The organism is Kibdelosporangium aridum, assembly GCF_900176515.1.
Taxonomy (GTDB): Bacteria; Actinomycetota; Actinomycetes; order Mycobacteriales; family Pseudonocardiaceae; genus Kibdelosporangium; species Kibdelosporangium aridum.
Window position 1 is genome coordinate 10,337 of sequence record NZ_FWXV01000013.1, and the last position, 19,860, is coordinate 30,196.

General features: G+C 65.9%; 16 protein-coding genes and 1 pseudogene. 8 read left to right on the forward strand and 9 right to left on the reverse strand.

Going from position 1 to position 19,860, the window contains the following annotated elements; genetic code table 11:
• Positions 1–12: 12 nt before the first annotated feature.
• The gene (locus B9C43_RS47255; protein WP_084433877.1) at positions 13–2,973 is read left to right on the forward strand and encodes an AfsR/SARP family transcriptional regulator; all 2,961 of its coding nucleotides are present in this window, start codon (positions 13–15) and stop codon (positions 2,971–2,973) included.
• Here B9C43_RS47255 and B9C43_RS47260 read toward each other — a convergent pair.
• From B9C43_RS47260 to B9C43_RS47285, 6 genes are all read right to left on the reverse strand, one after another.
• Positions 2,938–4,128: a cytochrome P450 gene (locus B9C43_RS47260; RefSeq protein WP_084433878.1), complete on the reverse strand. Its 1,191-nt coding sequence runs from the start codon at positions 4,126–4,128 to the stop codon at positions 2,938–2,940. The two genes, B9C43_RS47255 and B9C43_RS47260, sit on opposite strands and share 36 nt — an antisense overlap.
• On the reverse strand, positions 4,125–4,877 hold the full coding sequence (locus tag B9C43_RS47265) for an ABC transporter permease (RefSeq protein WP_084433879.1): 753 nt from the start codon (positions 4,875–4,877) through the stop codon (positions 4,125–4,127). The genes B9C43_RS47260 and B9C43_RS47265 overlap by 4 nt, the downstream gene beginning before the upstream one ends.
• Positions 4,874–5,794 (reverse strand): ATP-binding cassette domain-containing protein, encoded by a 921-nt coding sequence (locus B9C43_RS47270; protein ID WP_084433880.1) that lies wholly within the window; start codon positions 5,792–5,794, stop codon positions 4,874–4,876. Before B9C43_RS47270 ends, B9C43_RS47265 begins: the two co-directional genes overlap by 4 nt.
• 64 nt (positions 5,795–5,858) lie before the next feature.
• Complete coding sequence (locus B9C43_RS47275; protein WP_084433881.1) at positions 5,859–6,314, reverse strand: hypothetical protein; 456 nt, start codon at positions 6,312–6,314, stop codon at positions 5,859–5,861.
• Positions 6,315–6,569: 255 nt separating this feature from the next.
• Positions 6,570–8,531, reverse strand: coding sequence for an SDR family oxidoreductase (locus B9C43_RS47280; protein ID WP_084433882.1), 1,962 nt, complete (start codon positions 8,529–8,531; stop codon positions 6,570–6,572).
• A 37-nt stretch (positions 8,532–8,568) separates the two neighbouring features.
• Complete coding sequence (locus B9C43_RS47285) at positions 8,569–8,772, reverse strand: hypothetical protein (RefSeq protein WP_033389357.1); 204 nt, start codon at positions 8,770–8,772, stop codon at positions 8,569–8,571.
• Positions 8,773–9,145: 373 nt separating this feature from the next.
• On the opposite strand from B9C43_RS47285, the gene B9C43_RS47290 reads away from it, so the two are divergent.
• The 3 genes from B9C43_RS47290 (at position 9,146) to B9C43_RS47300 (ending at position 13,350) form a co-directional block, all read left to right on the forward strand.
• The gene (locus B9C43_RS47290) at positions 9,146–9,847 is read left to right on the forward strand and encodes a GOLPH3/VPS74 family protein (RefSeq protein WP_160097234.1); all 702 of its coding nucleotides are present in this window, start codon (positions 9,146–9,148) and stop codon (positions 9,845–9,847) included.
• Positions 9,848–9,862: 15 nt separating this feature from the next.
• Complete coding sequence (locus B9C43_RS47295; protein ID WP_084433884.1) at positions 9,863–12,055, forward strand: GNAT family N-acetyltransferase; 2,193 nt, start codon at positions 9,863–9,865, stop codon at positions 12,053–12,055.
• An 89-nt stretch (positions 12,056–12,144) separates the two neighbouring features.
• Positions 12,145–13,350, forward strand: coding sequence for a cytochrome P450 family protein (locus B9C43_RS47300; protein ID WP_084433885.1), 1,206 nt, complete (start codon positions 12,145–12,147; stop codon positions 13,348–13,350).
• Between the two features lie 41 nt (positions 13,351–13,391).
• Here the strand turns inward: B9C43_RS47300 and B9C43_RS47305 are convergent, their stop codons facing one another.
• Positions 13,392–14,066, reverse strand: coding sequence for a glycoside hydrolase family 75 protein (locus B9C43_RS47305; protein ID WP_084433886.1), 675 nt, complete (start codon positions 14,064–14,066; stop codon positions 13,392–13,394).
• Positions 14,067–14,327: 261 nt separating this feature from the next.
• On the opposite strand from B9C43_RS47305, the gene B9C43_RS59080 reads away from it, so the two are divergent.
• A complete protein-coding gene (locus tag B9C43_RS59080) occupies positions 14,328–14,927 on the forward strand; it encodes a LysE family transporter (protein ID WP_084433887.1) in 600 nt (199 codons plus the stop codon).
• On the opposite strand, the pseudogene B9C43_RS47315 reads toward B9C43_RS59080, so the two are convergent.
• Both B9C43_RS47315 and B9C43_RS47320 read right to left on the reverse strand, forming a co-directional pair.
• Positions 14,919–16,082, reverse strand: a pseudogene (locus tag B9C43_RS47315) (multidrug effflux MFS transporter); the annotation flags it as partial. The gene B9C43_RS59080 and the pseudogene B9C43_RS47315 overlap by 9 nt on opposite strands.
• Positions 16,073–16,558 carry a MarR family winged helix-turn-helix transcriptional regulator gene (locus B9C43_RS47320; RefSeq protein WP_051896945.1) on the reverse strand — a complete coding sequence of 162 codons (486 nt, stop codon included), beginning with the start codon at positions 16,556–16,558 and terminating at the stop codon, positions 16,073–16,075. The gene B9C43_RS47320 and the pseudogene B9C43_RS47315, both read right to left, overlap by 10 nt.
• Positions 16,559–16,632: 74 nt before the next feature.
• On the opposite strand from B9C43_RS47320, the gene B9C43_RS47325 reads away from it, so the two are divergent.
• From B9C43_RS47325 to B9C43_RS47335, 3 genes are all read left to right on the forward strand, one after another.
• On the forward strand, positions 16,633–17,271 hold the full coding sequence (locus B9C43_RS47325; protein ID WP_084433889.1) for an FMN-dependent NADH-azoreductase: 639 nt from the start codon (positions 16,633–16,635) through the stop codon (positions 17,269–17,271).
• A gap of 151 nt (positions 17,272–17,422) precedes the next feature.
• Complete coding sequence (locus tag B9C43_RS47330; protein ID WP_084433890.1) at positions 17,423–18,781, forward strand: Gfo/Idh/MocA family protein; 1,359 nt, start codon at positions 17,423–17,425, stop codon at positions 18,779–18,781.
• A gap of 52 nt (positions 18,782–18,833) precedes the next feature.
• Entirely contained in the window at positions 18,834–19,847 is a 1,014-nt protein-coding gene (locus B9C43_RS47335; protein ID WP_051896946.1) for a tetratricopeptide repeat protein, read from the forward strand.
• The last annotated feature ends 13 nt before the right edge of the window (positions 19,848–19,860 follow it).

A 19,860-nucleotide genomic window follows, 5' to 3' on the forward strand; every position in this document is an offset into this window, starting at 1 on the left:
TATTCTCGTGATGTGCCGATCGAGCTGACGCTGCTGAGCAAGGTGGCGTACCAAGGGCAGGAAGTGACTGCCCCGCGGTTACGTGCCCTGCTCGCGTTGCTGGCAGACGACCTGCACAGAGGCGCGAGCCTCGGCACTCTGATCGACGGGCTCTGGCCGGCCGGACAGCCCGAGAACCCGGCAAAGGCCGTGCACATCCTCGTTTCCCGGCTACGCGGCCAGTTCGGTCCGGACTTCGTGGTGAGCACGCCAACTGGCTATCGGATCGCACTCTCCGAAGCCGAAATCGACACCGAGGCCATCCTGATCAGCGCGTCGGCCAGTGCGAAGGCATTGACCACCGCGAACTACGAAACCGCATTGACTCAAGCGCAAGCCGGGCTTGCCCTCTGGAACGGCGAAGGCGCCGACGGTACGGACCCACTGTCGTTGCTGCGCTTGAAAAGAACGCAGGCGCACCGGTCGCTGTGCAGGACTCACGCGCTGGCTTTGTCGAAGTCAGGCAAGCACGCGGAAGCCAAAGAACCCCTGGAACACCTCGTCGCGCAGCACCCGCAGGACGAAGAGCTGATCCTGGAATTGATGCGCACCCAAGCCGCGATCGCGGGCCCAGCGGGCGCACTGGCCACGTACGAGGAGTACCGCCGCCGAATCAGAGACGAACTCGGCACCGATCCGGGCCCTGCGTTGCAGGCCCTGCACCAGCGCTTGCTTCGAGGCGACACGCTCAAAAGAGGTGTGGCGCACGAACCGAACGCGCTGCTTGGCCGGGACGAAGACATCGCGGCCGTGACGGACCTGCTGACGAAGTCGCGAGTCACCTCGATCGTCGGGCCCGGTGGGATGGGCAAGACCAGACTGGCGCACGCGGTCAGCCGGGAAGCCGAGTGTCACGTGTATTTCGTGTCTCTCGCCGGTGCCGCGACCGATGCGGACGTCGAGAACGAGGTCTCGTCAGTCCTCGGCGAGCAACGCCTGAACTCGCTCGAGTCCGCCCTGCTGGTACTGGACAACTGCGAACATGTCCTCAATGGAGCCGCACAACTGGCGCAGGCACTCGTATCGGCGAGCAAAGAACTGCGGATCCTGACCACGAGCCGTGCACCGCTCGGCTTGTCCTCGGAAACGGTGTATCTGCTCGGTGAACTGCCGTTGCCCACGGCGATCGAGTTGTTCAGCCAACGCGCGAGGGCCGCGCGGCCTGGTGCCGACCTGCCGCCGGACGCGGTTACGGAGTTGTGTGATCACCTTGACGGACTTCCGTTGGCGATCGAACTGGCGGCCGCGAAGGTGCGAGTCATGTCGGTTCCCGAGATCGCCAGCCGCCTCGACGACCGGTTCACGTTGCTACGGGGCGGTTCCCGTGACGCGCCGACCCGCCACCGCACGCTGCACGCGGTGGTCGACTGGAGCTGGAACCTCCTCGATGACGCCGGTAAACAGGCAATGCGCGTGCTGTCGCTGTTCCCCGCTGGCTTCACCTATGCGGCAGCCGAACACGTGGGCGTCGAACAGGCACTGGAACACCTCGTGGACCAGTCGTTGCTCAAAGCACACGACACCGCGGCCGGAGTCCGGTTCCAGATGCTCGAAACGGTCCGTGAGTTCGCTGCGGCGGAACGGGAAGATGACCACGACATCGGCCTTTTCCTGGCGTGGGCCCGTAACTTCTGCCTGACCCACTACGATCTGGTCTTCGGTCCCGATCCGCTCGGGCCGTTGTTCCAGGTTGACGCCGAGCAGGACAACCTGATCATGGCCCTGCGATACGGCATCGAGCGCGTCGACGGTCCGACGGTCGCCGCCACCGCGGCAGTGCTCACCTGCGGATGGCTGCTGGGATCCAACTACAGCAGGACAATGGCCTTCGCCAACGAGATCGCCTGGATCCTCACGCACTACCGTCCTGAACCGGAATACCTGGAGGCGACCCGAACCGCGGCGGTCATGTGCGCCGTCACCACGTTGATGATCCAAGGGCCACGGGCAGTGCGCAGCCTGGTCATTCTCAAGCGTATGCCGCCTACGAAACCGGACACGTTGCCCAAGGCGCTGGCGGCCTTTCTGGCCAATCGGGACAGTCAGGAGCCACTGGTCGCCGCAGCGGCGAGCTTCGTGGACAGCTACGTCAAGGAAAGCGAGCTCGACCCGCGCGCGGCGCTCGCAGCAGCGCGCCAAGCGCATGCGTTGGTGGCGGACGCCACGCCGTGGCTACGAATGGCCACGCATGTCAGGGTCGCCGACCTGTACCTCCACTTGGGCGAGCACACCGAAGCGGAAGCGCATTACCTTGCCGCGCTTGACATCTTCGACAAGGATGTGACCGGCGTCGGTATCTCCCTGATCCTCACCAATCTGCACGCGGGAAAGCTCGACGGCGTCGAGCAGTGGCTGGACTCGGTGGCGGACCACGGGGCCGACAGTGGCACGGAAGGGTCGTTCGGAGTCGGCGTCCGGGCGGAGGTCCTGCTGGCGCGGGGCGAGATCGATGCCGGTCTTGCGATGTGGCGACGAGCGCTCGACCGGATCAACCCGCACGTGGGCACGCAATACCGCGTCGGATCCACCGGCATCGACCCGTTGCTGAGTGAAGTCCAAGCGGCCGCCGTCGTCGCGCACGCCCAGCACGGTCGCCTCGATCTCGTCGCGGACCTGGCGAAGCACCTACCGGAAAGGCTGGCCTGGTTGCTGGAACACCCGACCGCCAACCCGTCGCCCTTCCTGCGGGAATTCCCGATCTGGGGAGCGTTGCTGCTCGCGGTCGGCATGACCGAACCGCGCCCGGGCAAAGCGGCGAGGATGATCGCTTTGGCTGAGCGTTTCCAATACCTGCGAAGCTTTCAGCCGACCATGTCGCCCGCGCGGGCGCGTGCCGCGGTGGACAAGGTGGCGTATGCCGAAGCCGTGCCGCAATACGCCACCCTGCCGCTCGATCGGCTACGAATCGCCGCGTTGGACCTGCTTGACCGGTAGGTGCCTGGGCCCGCACATCTCCGGCGACGGGTGGAACACCGGTGGTGTCTCGATGCGCAGGTCACCCAGCCGGTCGAACAGGATGTTCATCGCGATCCGGCCTTCGAGACGGGCGAGCGGTGCGCCGAGGCAGAAGTGCGCGCCACGCCCGAATGCCAAGTGCGGATTGGGATCCCGCGTGATGTCGAACACCTCGGGGTCGGCGAACTGCCGCGGGTCCCGGTTGACCGCGCCGAGCGCGAGCATCAACAGCTGATCCGCGGGCACCGCGTGGCCGCCGATCTCGGTGTCCACGGCCGTCGCCCGGAAGATGGCCGGAACCGGGCTGACGAACCGAAGCGATTCCTCGATCAGTCCGGGGATCAAGGACCGGTCCTCGCGCACCTGCCTGGCGACGTCCGGATACCGGTCCAGGCACATGATCGTGCTGGCCAGCAACAGAGTCGTGGTCACGTGCCCGGCGAACAGCAGCAGGATGCCGAAGTGGGTGATCTCGTTGTCGGGCATGTCGGCCTGAACCAACATGGTCAGCAGGTCCTCACGCGGCTGACGACGCCGTTCGGCCGTGTGCTGGTTGAGGTAGTCGACCATCGGGACGAATTCCCGCAACGCGGCCATCGAAGCGGCCTGCACGTCTTGGCTGGGCTCCGCTTCGTGATAGATGTTCTTGCTTTCCAACAGCTTGTCCGCCCAGTAGACGAACAGGTCGCGATCGCTCACCGGCACGCCGAGCAGCTCGGCGATCACGGAGATCGGCAGCGGATAGGCCACTTCGGACACGAAGTCGAACTCGTCCCGGCCGACCAGACCGTCCACGAGGTCGCCCGCCAGCTTGGCGATCCGGGGCTCCATGGCGGCGACGATCTTCGGCGTGAACGCACGGCTGACCACCCTGCGACGGTCGCGGTGGGCCGCGCCGTCCATCTGCAGGATGTTGCCTTCCGTCAGCTGCTTGACGAGTGGGTCGTTGGTGTCGCCCTGCGGGAAGAACCGCCCGATGTCGGAGGCGTACGTCACCGGATCGGACAGGATCTGGTGTGTCTCCGAATACCCTGAGACGGTCCAGAACCCCGTCTGCTCGGCGAATTCGACGGTCTTCGCAGGCCGGTGACCGTGCATCCAGAAGTGGGCGGGATGGGCGTTCCAGTCAGTCATCGGGTTGTCCTCTTCGTGAAGGCGCGGCGGGACCACAGGTATCCGACGGCGGTGAGGCCGACGCACCAGACGACCGCGATCGGCGCGTCGTCGGTCGGCGTACCCATCAGCAGGCCGCGGAGTGTTTCGTTGATCGGTGTGAACGGCTGGTACTCGGCGAACCACCGCAGCCAGCCAGGCAGCGAATCCGTTGGTACGAAACCACTGCCGAGCATCGGCAGGAACGTGAACGGCAGCGGCAGGTTGCTGGCCGACTCCGGACCGCGGGCGGTGAGACCGATCCCGGCGGCCAGCCATGCCAGCGCGAACGCCATCAGAACGAGGATGCCCGCTGCGGAAAGCCATTCGACCAGACCGGCGTTCGGCCGGAAGCCCAGCAGGACAGCCACGACGACCACGAGAACGATGCTGAGCATCGTCTGGATCACGCCGCCGACGACATGTCCGGACATCACCGCGGCACGCGAGATCGCCATGGTGCGGAAGCGATTCATGATGCCCTGGGTCATGTCCAGGCTGACGCTGACAGCGGTGGAGATACTGCCGGACGCGACCGTCAGAACGATGATTCCTGGTGTGACGTAGTCGATGTAGTCGGTTCCGTTGAGGCCCGCGGTCAATGTGCTGCCGAACACTCCCACGAACAGCAACAGCATCAGGACCGGTACGGCAATGCTGCTGATGGGTAGCGACGGATACCGAATGGAGTGTTTCAGGTTGCGCCGCAACATGATGAGCGAGTCGGTCATGTCCTTGCTCCGTGAGTGGTGAGGGCGAAGAAGACGTCGTCCAAGTCCGGCGTGTGCACCGTGAGCTGCTCGATGTCGATGTCGCCCAACCGGTCGAGCGCGGCCCGTAGTTCCCTGGCACTCCCATCGCTGGGCACTTGGAGCGTGAGCGCCTCGTCGTCCTTGATCGCGTGGGGAAGCCGGCGTGCTGCGGCGTCCAGCCCGTGGATGTCCGCGAACCGCAGGCGGATGTGCCCACCGGGGACGAGTCGCTTGAGCTCTGCCGCGGTCCCCTCGGCGACGATCTTCCCGTGGTCCAGCACGGCGATCCGGTCGGAGAGCTGATCGGCTTCTTCGAGGTACTGCGTGGTCAGGAAGATCGTGACCCCGTCTGCGACCAGGGCACGGATGATCTCCCACATGGTGCGGCGGCTGCGCGGATCCAACCCGGTCGTCGGCTCGTCGAGGAAGATGATCCGCGGGTCGCCGACGAGCGTCATCGCCAGGTCCAGCCGCCTGCGCATACCCCCGGAGTACGTGGCAGGCAGCTTGGACCCGGCCTCGACGAGATCGAACCGGCTGAGCAGGTCCTTGGCGATCTCGCGGCCGTTGCCCAGGTGCCGCAACTGCGCCATCAGCAGGAGGTTCTCCTCGCCGGTGAGCAGTTCGTCGATGGCTGCGAACTGGCCCGTGACACCGATGCAGTGCCGGACATCATCGGTCTGCTTGGCCACGTCGAACCCGGCGACGTGCGCGACGCCGTCGTCCGCGGTGATCAAAGTGGACAGGATCTCCACAGTGGTGGTCTTGCCCGCGCCGTTGGGCCCCAGCAGCGAGAAGACCGTGCCGGACGGGACGGCCAAGTCGATCCCGTCCAGCACGAGCTTGTCGCCGTATGACTTCCGCAGCCCGTTGGCCGCGATCGCCGGTGAATTCATGTCGGCGAGGGTGACCGCAGGCCGGATCAGCCGGGTTTCAGCGAGGTATCAGTGGCTTGAAACCCTAGCGTTTGACCCGGCTACGCAGGGCTAACGCGCCCAGAGCGAGCAGGACAGGGCCGAGGTGGCGCAGGACAAGTACGAACCATTCGCCCGCTGCTGTGAATGTTCCCGCCGGGGCGCGCAGAAGTGAAGTCGCGGACTCGAGTGAGACGCGCAGGCCGGTTGGCCAGCCGTTGCCGGGTGGCATTCCCCAGATCGTGAAGAGGACGCTTGCCACCAGGATGATCGCGAGGAGACCGGTGAATGCGCGCCAGGCGCGGGTGCCGTAGCCGGAGGTCAGCCAGTGGAGGCTGAGGATGAGGTGTTCGACGTTGAAGAAGCCGCGAGTCCGGGCGGACGCACGTCGCATTTCCATTTCGCCGTAGTAGAAGTCGATGGCGCCGGGTTCGTCTTTGGCGTCCTCACGACTTTTGCGCAGCCGCCGGTAGATCTGGGCCAGCTGTTGTGGCTTCGGCACCTCCCCGGATTCGCCATCCGGACGTGACCGTCATCGCTCGTCGGGGCAAGGGTGAGAAGCCAGACAAGCAGGTTGCTGTCAACGGTCACCCCGCGCAGGAAGTCGCAGGACGAGTCGAGGAGCATGCGCGACACATCGTCCCGGACGGGTGGCTCGAGATGCGCGATGCAGGCTGAAGTGCCCCGAGCCCGGACTCCGATGCACTCGTCCTCGTCACATGTTTCCCAGCCGACCGTTGCCACTGCGACAAGATACTCAGAGCTTCCGCCACACCAATCTGGTGAGGGTCGCGGCCACGCTGGCCAATGGCGGCTGCGGACGGGATCGGGCCTCCGGCGCGGTCTCCGGCATCATCCGGTACAGCGTGTTCGCGACCCGGCGCGACGTCCGCGGTGCGGCCATCCTGGCCAGCTCCATGGCCACGCCCTCGGGCCGGTTCTCGACTTCACGCCGGTGCACCAACGCGTTGATGACCATCTCGGCCGCGCGTCGCGGGCTCATCGCGGGCATCGCCCGGTACGCGGCCTTCGAGATCATCGGCGTACGGACCAATGGCATCCGGACCGACGTGAAAGTGATGCCGTCGGCCAGCGTCTCCCGGCCGGCGACCCGGCCGAACTCCTCGATCGCCGCCTTCGACGCCAGATAAGCCGCGAACCTGGGCGTGTCGCTCTGCAAACCCATGGTCGTCACCGTGACCACGTGTCCAAAACGACGTTCCCGCATATGTGGCAACAAACCCAGAGTCAGCCGCAGGGGAGCGAAGTAGTTCAGCGCCATCGTGCGTTCGAAGTCGTGCAGCCGATCCACCGACAGGTACACCGAGCGGCGGATCGACCGGCCCGCGTTGTTCACAAGCATGTCAACGGATTCGTGCTCGGACAGCACCTGCTTGATCAGCGCGTCGACTGCGGCACCATCCGTCAGATCGCACGGATAAGCCCACGCGGATCCGCCTGCCGCGACGATCTCCGCGCGGACGGACTCCAGTTCGTCGACGCGCCGAGCCACCAGAAACACCTGCGCTCCACGGCGAGCAACCGCCAACGCGGTCGCGCGGCCGATGCCGGACGAGGCGCCGGTGATCAGGATTCGTCGTCCTGCCAACGGATCTGAGCGGTCGGCACGGCGGGCACGGTACGGGTCCAGGTGTGACGACCAGTACCGCAGCAGCCGGGGTGCGTAGGAAGACAGGGATGGCAACGTGATTCCGCTGCCTTGCAACGCCGCGACCGTCGAGGAAGTCGAGAACTTGGGCTCCATCACCATATGCGGGATGACCTGGGGCGGGATGCCAAGCTCGGTCAGCACCGCGTCCCGGGCTTCGCGGCCGCCCGGAAGCCGGTCAACCAGGCGACCAGCCGCCGAACCGACCGCGCGGCCGGCCCGGACCAACGCCGGAACCCGCGGACTGGCAACGATCCGAGGCGCACCTGCCGGGGCGGCGAAGGCGTTGTAGACCTCGGTCAACGACTGGTTGCGTTCAGCACCAAGGTGATACGTCGACCCCGACGGCGCGTCCTGGTGCATCAGGTACACCAGCGCTTCGACCACGTAGTCGACCGGAACGATGTTCGTCGAACCGAGGTGCGGGGCGATGAGAGGCAATCGGGAAGGCAGGCGGGACAACCGGGTTATCGCGGGCAGGAAGTAATAGGGGCCGTCGACCTTGTCCATCTCTCCGGTACGGGAGTCACCGACCACCGCGGACGGCCGGTAAACGCGCCAAGGTACTGCGTCTTGCGAACGAACCAGCTTCTCGGCGGCGAACTTCGTCGCGTGATAGGGCGAAGGGAGGTTTTGACCGAGATCGAAATCCCGTTCAGTGAAACGCCCGCGATAGTCACCGGCCACCGCGACCGAGGAAACGTGGTGCAACCATTTGGCGCCGATCCGGCCTGCGAATTCGATCACATGACCGGTACCGTTCACGTTCGTGATTTCGTTCGCTTCGGCCGGCGCCGTGAAATCGTAGATCGCTCCCAGGTGCACCACGTGGTCAACGCCGGGCGGCGAGGCGCTCAGCGGTTCGGTCAGATCGCCGGTGACCGGGACGACTCGCCCGGAGTCCCAGATCCGGGCGAGCTTCTCGAACCGAGCCAGCGAACCGGGGCGTACCAGCACGTACACCGCGGTGCAGTCAGGCAGGGTGAGCAGCCGCGATACCAGCCTGCTGCCCAGGAAGCCGGTTCCGCCTGTCACGAAGTATCCGGTCATGACGGAACCTTACCTACTGACGAGTAGGAATCAAACTCTACTGCTCATGGATCACCGACGCGTCCACTACCGCATCTCGCAGCGCCGCACGCAGTCTGCCCACGTCAAGTGGGGTCAGCACGGCCGTCTCGCCCGGCGGGGAGACGAGCACCACACGCCCACCGCTGACGAACACCGTCAGGTCGCGTCGCCGACCCGCGATGTCGCGGCAGCTCACCGACCATTCCTTGCGGGTGTTCACCTTTGTCCTACCTCCCCGGTTGTCTGGCCAAGGCCTTCCCTGCCCGTCGTTGAGACGGCTGCCGTGCGACGCCGTGACGCGTCCGCGAAGGTTTTCCGCACTATTGTTTCCCGAACCCGTTCCGTCCCGTAGTTGTCGATCTTGAACTAGCCGAGCCTACTAGGTGATACGGCCGGAGAACGGCCACAGTTTGGTATATCCGCGATTTTCGACTCGACCAATCGGGTGACGAGAGACCTTCGATCGTGTAAGCCGGTGATCGTCGGTGGCATCCTGTTGCGGTGCTTGACCCTCCCTGGCTGACGGACTCGACAGTTGACGTTGCAACTATCGCATATCCGTTTTGCCGGGTGAGTACCTCGGAACGGCAGCGGTGACCGGCCGAGCTCCCAGTTCCTCGTCCCACCTCCGGCTTGCCGACGAGTTCTTTCTGGTCGCCCACAACCACGACGCGGCCACCATCGTGCCGCGGCTGCACGACACCGGAATCGAACTCGGCCTCGCCGGGGCGCTGCTCGCCGAGCTGGTGCTGGAACGCAGGCTGGAGATCGTCGACGGCAGGGTGATCGTGTTCGACCCGTCACCGCCCAACGACCAGCTGGCCGCCAGCATGCTGCGGGACATCGTCACCGAACCACCGCACAGCATCCGTGTCTGGCTGGAGTACCTGAGCCAGGACGCGCGCGACAAGGTGGGCAGCAGGCTGCACGTCGCCGGGCACCTCGCCCAGGTCCGGCAGCGCAAATGGTGGGGCGGCCCGGCCGTGCAGTACCGGGCGGTCAACGCCGAACAAGCCCTGATTCCCGAAGTCCGGCTGCACGACCTGCTCGCGCGGCCGCACCCGGGACTCGAGTTCACCAGGATCAGCATGGATCACAAGCTGATGCAGGACGTCACGCTGGCCGCGCTCGCGCACTCGACCGGCCTGCTGTCGGCGCTGCTCTGGTACCACGGACCGCATCGGGCACGGTCCCAATTGGACGAAATGCGCCGTGCACTCCCGGCGCCACTGCTGGAACTCGCCAAGCAGACTGAGGCCGCGGTTGGCGACGCGGTGCTTGGCCGTCGCCGCTGACTAAGGAGCCTTGTTTTGGCAGACAAAACCATCTCCTCGACGCAGAGCACCGCGCTGGTGCGCGTGGGGCCCAGTCGCGTGTCGTCCGCGCTGGCGCGAAACCGCCTCGGTGTCTCGTCGATCGTGTTCTTCATCGTGTCCGCGGCCGCACCGCTCACCGTCATCGGCAGCGGTGCTGTGCTCGCGTTCGCCAATACGAAGACCATCGGTATCCCGATCGCGTACGCGGTGATTGCCGTGGTGCTCGCCCTGTTCGCGGTCGGTTACGTCGCGATGTCGCGCCACATCACCAATGCGGGTGCCTTCTACACGTATGTGGCGCAAGGCCTTGGCCGAGTCCCGGGTGTCGGGGCATCGTTCGTCGCTGTCGTGGCGTACAACGCGATGCAGATCGGGCTGTACGGCGGCTTCGGCGCGGTGCTTGCCAGCCACCTCACCACGTGGTTCAGCTGGAACGTGCCGTGGTGGGCGCTGGCGTTGGGGGCGTGGCTGGTGATCGCGGTCCTCGGCGTGCTGCGGATCGACTTCAACAGCCGGGTGCTCGCCGTGCTGCTGACCGCCGAGTGCCTGATCATGTTGGTGTTCAACGTGGTCGAGCTGACCAACCCGGCCGGCGGGACGATCACCTTCGACTCGCTGGCGCCGTCCAACCTGCTGGCCGCCGGTGTGGGTGCGCTGCTGGTGACCGCGGTGACCGGCTTCGTGGGCTTCGAGGGCGGCGCGGTGTACGCCGAAGAGAGCCGTGACCCGAAACGCACTGTGGCGCAAGCGACTTACATCGCTGTGGCGTTCGTCGGTGTGCTGTACGCCGTTTCCGCGTGGGCACTGACCGTGGGCATCGGCCCGGACAGGATCGTCGACGCGGCGACCCAGCAGCAGGCCGACCTGATCTTCAACTTCAACGGCGGCTTCCTCGGCCAGTGGATCGTGGACATCGGCCGCGTCCTGATCGTGACAAGCCTGTTCGCCGCGCTGGTGAGCTTCCACAACACAGTCGCGCGGTACCTGTTCGCACTGGGCCGCGAACAGGTCCTGCCCGCCGGGCTCGGTTCCACGAACCGCCGCACTGGATCGCCGTACGTGGGATCGCTGGCCCAGACTGTGCTGGCCTTCCTGGTGATCATCGTGTCGGTCGTGGCCGGGCTGGATCCGCTGATCGACCTGATGTACATCGGCACGACCTTCGGCGGGCTCGGCGTGATCATCCTGATGGTGCTGACGTCGATCTCGGTGATCGGGTACTTCAGCAGGCGCACGGACACCGGCGAGAACACCTGGCACAAGTTCGTGTCCCCAGGTATCGCGGCGGTGCTGTTGCTCGTCGTGCTGTGGCTGACGTTGGACCAGTACTCGTACTTGCTCGGCCTGCCGAGCGGGCACCCGGCAGTGTGGATCCTGCCGTCGAGCTTCGCGGTGTTCGGCATCGCCGGAATTGCCTGGGGGGCTTACCTGAAGTCACGGCGGCCGGCCACCTATGCGGCGATCGGCCTCGGCGCCAACAGCGTGATCGGCCGCGCCAGCCAGGATCTGCCGCAGCGCACGGATTCCTCCGGCGTGATCCCGTCGGTCACCAGCCCAGGCCTGGCGATGGGGCCGATCCGGCACGAGGTGTTCCGCGTCGGCTCCGACCACCCGGTCGGCCCGGTCAGCCGGGTGCTGAGTGAGGCCTTTGTGGAGGGTGAGATCGCCGAATGGCTCGTGCCCGACCCGGAGCACCGCCGCCGGATCTACCCGGCTTACTGGGCGATGGCCGTCGAACACGCGCTGGGTGCCGGCGAGGTCTTCGCCGGGGGAGAGCTGTCGGGCGTTTCGGTGTGGTACCCGGCGGTGTTCGGTCCGCCGAACGGGATGCCGCGTGACCTGGACCAGCGCATCGACGTGATGTGCGGGCCGTACGCGCCGCGTTTCCATGCTTTGCACCGTGCGATGGAAGAGGCGCATCCGGCGATGCCGCACCACTACCTTGCGTTCGTGGCGGTCCTGCCCGAATTGCAGGGCAGGGGAATCGGGACGGCACTGGTCCAGCACCGGTTACGGGAACTGGACGTCGCGGCCATGCCCGCGTACCTCGAAGCGACGAACCGGCGGAACCTCGCGCTGTACGTCCACCTCGGGTTCCAGCCGACCGGCAGCCCGATCCCGCTGCCGGACAACGGGCCGAGGCTGTACCCGATGTGGCGGCCCGCGTCGGTCCACCGTGGCCTCTGACCGGCCTCTGACCGGCGTCCAACTTCATTGCCCGGCAACAGTTTGCCAATCCCTTGGTGTTCCGCGACCTGGGTGGTCAAGCTGGTGGTGTGACCGCGGTTTACCGGCTTCCGGCGATGGGGGAGGAGCTTCCGCAGACGTATGCCCGGTTCCGTGCGGCTGGTCCGGTTATCCCGGTCGAACTCCCTGGCGGGGTGCAGGTCTGGGCGGTCACCACGCACGCCGCGGTTCGTGAGGTCCTTGAGGGGGACAACACGAGATTTGCCAAGCATTACTCGCGTTGGGCGGCTCTGAAGGACGGCAGAGTGCCCAACGACTGGCCGTTTCTCCCCTTGGTGTACGGCGAACACATGTTGATGCGCGACGGCCTTGACCACGCGCGCTTACGGGACCTGCTGGGCAGCGAGTTCACCCTGGTCCGAATCGAGGCGCTCCGGCCGCGCGTCACCGAGATCGTCGACTCGTTGATCAAGGACGTGATCGCCAAAGGCGACGCCGTCGACCTGGTGTCCTCGTTCGCCGAACAGGTGCCGATGGCGGTCACCTGCGAGCTGTTCGGCATTCCGGCGGGCGACCGCCCTCGGTTGCGCGAGTGGACGCGTACCTTGTTCTCCCATCAGGCAACGGCCGAACAGACCCATCTCGCCGGGCACCAGTTGATCACATTCATGAGTGCCCTGGTCGAGTGGAAACGCCAGGACCCCGGCGACGACCTGACCAGCGCGTTGGTGCGTGAGCACACCGCGGACGAGTTGTCCGACCAGGAACTCGTCGAGTGTCTGTTCCTGATCCTGGTGGCGGGCCACGAGACCACACTGCACATGCTCGGCCACGCGATCGTCGGCCTGCTGGCCAACCCGAGCCAGCTCACCCTCGCGATCACCCAGAACCGGTGGGCCGACGTGGTCGAGGAAGCACTCCGCCGCACACCACCGGTCTACGGCTCACTGTTCCGGTACGCCTTGGCTGACACCGAAGTCGCGGGCGTCCACGTCCCGGCGGGTGACGCACTGCTGCTGTGCATCGGCGGCGGTGGCACGGATCCGGCGCAGCACGGACCCGACGCGGACCAGTTCGACATCACCCGTGACCAAAAAGGACACTTGGCGTTCGGGCATGGCGCGCACTACTGCCTTGGCGCACCGCTTGCCCGCATCGAAGGCGAGGTGGCGCTCTCCGCGTTGTTCAACCGCCTGCCCGACATGAAGGCCACCATCCCGGTCGACGAAATCGCTTACAGCCCTTCGTTCCTGACCTATGGGCCACTCCGCGTCCCTGTCGTGCTCAACGCATAGGAAGCGGCCCCAGGCGAACGCCGTGGGGCCGCCGCAGCGAGCTAGTTGTTGGCCACGAACTGGTTGGCGCGTGATTCGCCGGCGCTGGTCGCGGCCGAGTTGCTTTCGATCGGGCGGACCTTGGAGTTCTTGAAGCAGATGTACGTCACCGGTCCGTCGGTGCCGCCGACGGCCGGGTCGGGGTTGATGCCAAGGCTTTTCGCGGTGGCGTAGGACGCCTCGCCGATGATGTCGGCCGGGCCGGTGTCGCCGATGGAGGCGTACAGGACCTTGTTGTTGTAGACCACCGCACACGCTCCCGCGCCCGCCAGACCGGAAGACGTGTAGCGCCAAGTGCTGCTGGGGCTCGGCACGACGATGAAGTGCGTCTGGTCGGCGATCAGCGGTTTGCCGTCCGAGCGGTGGAAGGCGGTGTCGGGCTGGAACCACGGGTCGGTTTGCTCGTTGCACCGGGCGGTGCGTTGACCGTCGCAGTCGATGTCCATGTCCGCTCGCCACCAGACAGCACCGTTGGCGTCGCACACCGAGATGGTCCGGCCTAGTTCACTGTCTGTTTTGTACTTCCCGTTCGAGATCTGGCGGCAGGATTGGGTTTTCGCCAGTAGCTGGCTGGCCGACGGGCCCGCCATCGGAGTGGCGCTCGCGCTCGCGGTAGCGGTCGGCACGACGGTGCCGGCCGCCAGCAGGGTCGCCGCGAGCAGAAGGAACTTCCGCATCGGGTCTCCTTTATTAGGAAACTTTCCATACATACGTGGCGGCGACCCCCACTATCTCGTTGACCGGAAGCCAAACTCAAGACCTCGCCCGAAACTTCCGTAATTGTCCGGTTACCCTCGGTAAATCGGTTGAGGCCGGTGCTTACCCTCGAACCCATGAGAGAGCTGCTACGAAAGTTGCCTGTCGCGCCGGCGATGGGGACGCGCCGACAGCAGCGTGTGTCCTGGAGGTGCGACGCTCCCAAGAAGTGAGCGCTGATCATGATCAGTGCTTTCGTTGCGGGAGTAGTGGCTGGTTACGGCGTCGCGATCCCCGTCGGGGCGATCGGTGCCTTGTTGATCAGCCTGACCGCGAGAACCTCGTTGCGTGTTGGTGCGGCCGCGGCCCTTGGTGTGGCGACAGCGGATGGTCTGTACGCCCTCGCCGCGGTTTTGGGTGGCGCCGCGCTGGCCAAGGTGATCGAGCCGGTAGCGGATCCCATGCGGTGGGCCGCCGCGATCGTGCTTGCCGGGCTGGCGATCAAGACGGTCGTCGATGCGCGCAAGCAAAGCCAGCGCAAGGAAGTCACCGCCCGGAGTGCCTACTTCGGACTACTCGGGCTGACCGTCCTCAACCCGGCCACGATCATCTACTTTGGAGCATTGGTGCTCGGGATGCAGGCCGACGTTGTGCCGGATCTGGTGCACGGCATGGTGTTCGTCCTCGGCGCGCTGCTGGCGTCAGCAAGCTGGCAACTGCTGCTCGCCGGCAGCGGCAGTCTTGTCGGACGCGTGCTCACCGGCTCGCGTGGCCGGTTGGTCACCGCGCTGGTCTCCAGCGGAGTGATCATCGTCCTGGCCGTTCGCCTGGTGGCGGGTTAGTACGACGAAAGCCAGCGTCGACCCGACGGCGAACGAGGCCATCAGCACCGCCATGGCCAGCGCCCCGTGCCCGGCCAGCGGGGCGAGGCTGCCGCCGACGATGAACTGGGTGATCCCGATCAGCGCGGACGCCGCACCGGCGTTGTCCGCCTGATCGGCCAGTGCGAGCGCGGCGGCGTTCGGCATCACGATGCCGACGCTGGACACGATGAGGAACAACGGAATCAGGATCAGAACCAACCCCGCGCCGGCGGTGACCGCGGCCATTAGTCCGGCACCGCCGGCCAGACCCACGGTGAGACCGCCGGCGACGAGACCACGCAGCGGGAAGCGGCCAGTCAACCAGCCGCCGAGTTGTCCGGCGACGATGATCCCGACCGAGTTCGCGCCGAACACCCAGCTGAATTGCTGTGGCGTCAAGCCGTAGATGTTCTGCAGGACGAACGGCGATCCCGAGATGTACGCGAACAACGCGGCGAACAGCAGCGCGGAAGTCAAGCAGTACCCGAGGAAGAACCGGTTTCGGATCAGCCCGCCGTACGACCGCAACACCGGGCCGAGCCGGGCGGGCCGCCTGCGCTCGTCCGGCAGTGTCTCGGGCAGACCGAGCACAGTGGACAGCAGCAGGAGCGCGCCGAACACCGACAGGACAACGAAAATCCCGCGCCATGACGTGAACCGCAGCAACTCGCCGCCGATCACCGGCGCCAGGATCGGCGCGAGCCCGGTGACCAGCATCAAGCTGGCGAAGAACCGGGCCAGCGCGGTGCCGGAGTACAAATCCCGGACCGCGGCGCGAGCGATGACGATCCCTGTCGCCGCGCCCAATCCCTGCAAAGCCCGGAACGCCACCAGTGTGTACGCCGTCGGGGCGAAGGCGCAGGCGACCGACGCGATGGCGTACAGCACGAGGCCGAAGATCAGCGGTCGTCGCCGTCCGTAGGCATCGGACAGTGGCCCGGCGATCGCCTGCCCGAGCGCGAGGCTGATCACGAACGCGGTCAGCGTCAGCTGGATCGCCGACGCGGAAGAGCCGAGCTGGGCCGTCATTACCGGAAAACCCGGCAGATACATGTCAATCGACACCGGCGCGAACGCGGACAACGAGCCGAGGATCAGCGTGATCCGGACCCGGCCGGGCGCATTCACATGCACGAGCCCTCGACGTGCTCCATCGGGATGATCTTGCGCAGCAACGACCGGAGGGTCTCGCGCTCCTCGGGCGTCAACGGGTCCAGCACGCGGGCTTCGACCGCTTTGAGCAGGTCGTAGAGCTTGGCCTGCAGTTCCCGGCCCGCTTCGGTGATCACCGGGATCCGGGCGCGCCGGTCGTTCGGGTCAGGCGTACGCACGACGAGGCCGGAGCGCTCCAGTTTGTCCAGCAGAGCGGTCATTGTGGTCTTGTCCACACCCAGCGCGTGTCCCAGCGCCAGCTGGCTGTACGGGCGGCCGTCGTTCTGGACAAGGGCAGTCAGCACGATGTGGCCACGGATGCTCGTACCATGCGCGTTCGCCTCGGCGTCCATGGCTTCGCGCAGGCCATGAGCCGCCCTGTTGATCAACCAGTTCACGTCGAAGTGCTGCAGGCACTGCTGCGTGATCGCCTCGGCTGACTTGACCGTCTCGTCCACATTCCAAGTTTACGTGATGCGCACTACTCAAGATATTCTTGACTCAGAACATCTCGGTTCGTATCTTCTCGGTTATGACCAACTTGCTGCACATCGACTCGAGCATCCAGGGCGCCTACTCGCACTCCCGGCCGGTGACCGCCGCGTTCGCCGAGTCGTGGAAGACGGCCAATCCGGATGGCGGGTACACGTACCGTGACTTCGCGGTGGAGCCGGTCGAGCACGTGACCGGTCTGTACATGGCGGCGGGCAACACGCCCGCCGGCCAGCGCTCCCCGGAACAGGCGGCTGAGTACGACAAGTTCAAGCCGTTGCGTGACGAACTGCTCGCCGCGGACGTCGTGCTGCTGGGTGTGCCGATGTACAACTTCACGATCCCGTCGACCATCAAGACGTGGATGGACCACGTGCTCGTGCCGGAGTTGCGTGCTGACCCCGAGTCGGGCAAGGGGCCGCTGACCGGCAAGAAGGTGTTCGTGGCCACCGCGCGTGGCGGCTCCTACGCGCCGGGCACCCCGAAAGAGGACTGGGACCACCAGGAGCCGCTGTTGCGGCACTACTTCGAGGGTCTCGGGCTGGACGACGTGACGTTCATCCACACCGAGATGACGCTGGCCTACTCGATCGAGCACCTCAAGCAGTTCCAGCACATCGCGGACGCTTCGAAGGAGAACGCGTTCAAGTCCGTGCAGGAGCTCGCCGCCATTGCCTGAAGCTCAGCCTGAAGCACAGCCTGAACTTCGGCCTGAACTTCGGTTGAACATGAACCGGATGTTTGGTCCGAAAGTAGGCTGACACCTCCCGCTAACTGTGTGAATCTGCTTGCAATCGAGCTCGAATGTGCAGATTCGCGCAGGAGGTGTCATGAGCGATCAGGTCTCCCGCCGGTCGTTGCTCGCGGCTGGTGCAGCGCTCGGCCTGGGGTCGGGGGCCCAGGCCGAGGCCTCGCAGGAGCAGGAAGCCCCACCTCAGCGGGGGCGAAGCATGGTCGGCGTGCCGTTCGAGCGGCACGACACGGTCCGCCTGGCGATCATCGGCCTCGGCAACCGGGGCGGCGGCATGATCGGGTCGTTCCTGGCGGTGCCCGGCGTCAAAGTCACCGCGTTGTGCGACGTCAACGCTACGGCCGCGGCCCGCGCGGCGAAGGCTGTCACCGACGCGGGGCAACCCGCGCCGGCGCTCTACACCAAGGGCGACCACGACTACGAGAACATGCTCCGGCGCGACGACATCGACCTCGTCTACGTCGCCACGCCGTGGGAATGGCACGTACCGATGGCGCTTGCGTCGGTTCGTGAAGGCAAGCACGTCGGTGTGGAAACACCGTTTGCAACGTCAATGGACGAGCTGTGGCAGCTGGTAGACGCCTCGGAGCGCTACCAACGCCACTGCATGCAGCTGGAGAACTGCTGCTACGGCCAGAACGAGATGCGCATCCTGCGCATGGTTCACGCAGGATTGTTCGGCGAACTGCTGCACGGTGCTGGCGCGTACAACCATGACCTGCGTGAGTTGCTGTTCTCTGACACGTACTACGCAGGGGAATGGCGGCGCGCGTGGCACACCAAGTCACGCCTCAAGGGGGATCTCTACCCGACGCACGGCCTGGGTCCGGTCGCTGGGTACATGGACATCAACCGCGGGGACCGGATCGTGCGCATCTCGTCGATGGGTACGCCCGCCCTCGGTCTCGCGGAGTACCGCAAAGCGCATGAGGAGCCCGGCGATTCGTCGTGGCGCGAGCGGTACGTCGAGTCCGACATGACCATCAGCTTGTTGCAGACAGCCAAAGGCCGGGTCATCCGGCTGGAACACGATGTGTCCACTCCGCACCCCTACAGCAGGCTCAACCACATCGCCGGTACCAAGGGCGTTTTCGAGGACTATCCACCCCGGATCTACCTCGAACCGCGCAACACCAACCACCAATGGGCGAATTTCGACGAGTACAAGTCCTACGACCATTGGTTGTGGACAGACGTCCCGCCCGGACCCGGTGGCCACGGCGGAATGGACTACTACATGGTGTACCGCACCATCCAGACGATGCGGCTCGGCCTGGTCCCGGACATGGATGTGTACGACGGCGCGGTGTGGAGCGCACCCGTGCCGCTGAGTTCGAAATCCATCGACCAAGGCGGCGCGCCGCAACCGATTCCCGACTTCACCAGGGGACGGTGGCGCGAGAACCGTCCGGGTGTGGACTCAGTGAAACCGGCATAGAGCGGAGAGTGCAAGACTGTGGCCATCCGAAACCCCGATCCAGGGAGTCAGGATGGCCGAGGAGCCGATCGCGGTCGCGTTACGTCGCGCGGCCGATCTGACCGCTGCCGGTAACTCCGACGCGGCGATCCACGTAGTGCGTGGGGTGCTGGACGAGCACCCCACGCACTCCGAAGCGTGGTGTCATCTTGGCGCCGCGTACCTCGACGCGGGCGACGCGGAATCCTCGCTCGACGCGGCGAAGCAGGCGATCCGGCACGGCGAACGCTCGTGGGGCTACCGGCTCGCCAGTGTTGCCTTGATGGAACTGGGCAGGCGCGACGAGGCTGTGGTGTCCGCGCGCGAAGCTGTACGGCGTGACTCCCAGGACTGGCGTTGCCACGTGGCTTTGGCCGAGGCGCTGGGCACGGACGATCCACAGGAGTCGTTCGCCGCGGCGTGCCGCGGGATCCAGCTGGCGAACAACGAGGCCCGGCCGTTCGAAGTCCTCGGCGACGCGGCGTTGCGCGTGCACGACAAGGAAACCGCGCGACGCGCCTACTACGAGGCCATCAAAATCGATCCAGCCAACCAGCACGCCCGCACCAACCTGGTCCGGCTAGGCCGTCCGCAACTCGGCACGACCACCACACCCGCCCAAGCCGAACCCCTCGTGCAGGTGCACCTCGGCCGGATCGAGGAGCTCGGGCTGTGGCTGGCGCTGCGGCGCGCGTCGATCGGCCTCGCCATCGGCAGCCTGGTGCTGATGTTGGTCGGGATGGACGAGACCTACAGCGTCCTCGGCTGGTTCGGGTTGGTGTTGCTGCTGTTCGTGGTGTTCGTGGTGGGCAGCGCGTGGGTGAAGTTCGCGCGGGGCGTGCCGGTGAAGAAGACCTTGCTCGACCACCGGATGCTGGCCGTGGCCGCGGGGCTGCTGGGGCTCTCGTCGGTGCTGTTGATCGTGTGGACGGTGCTGGTCGCGCTCGGCGCGCAGACGTTGAACCCGCTCACGATCGTTCTTGTGACCAGTGTGGCCAGTGTGGTCGTGGCCGCGCTCGCCATCTGGCGCAGGAGCCATCCCAAGTAAGTAAGTTCTTGGG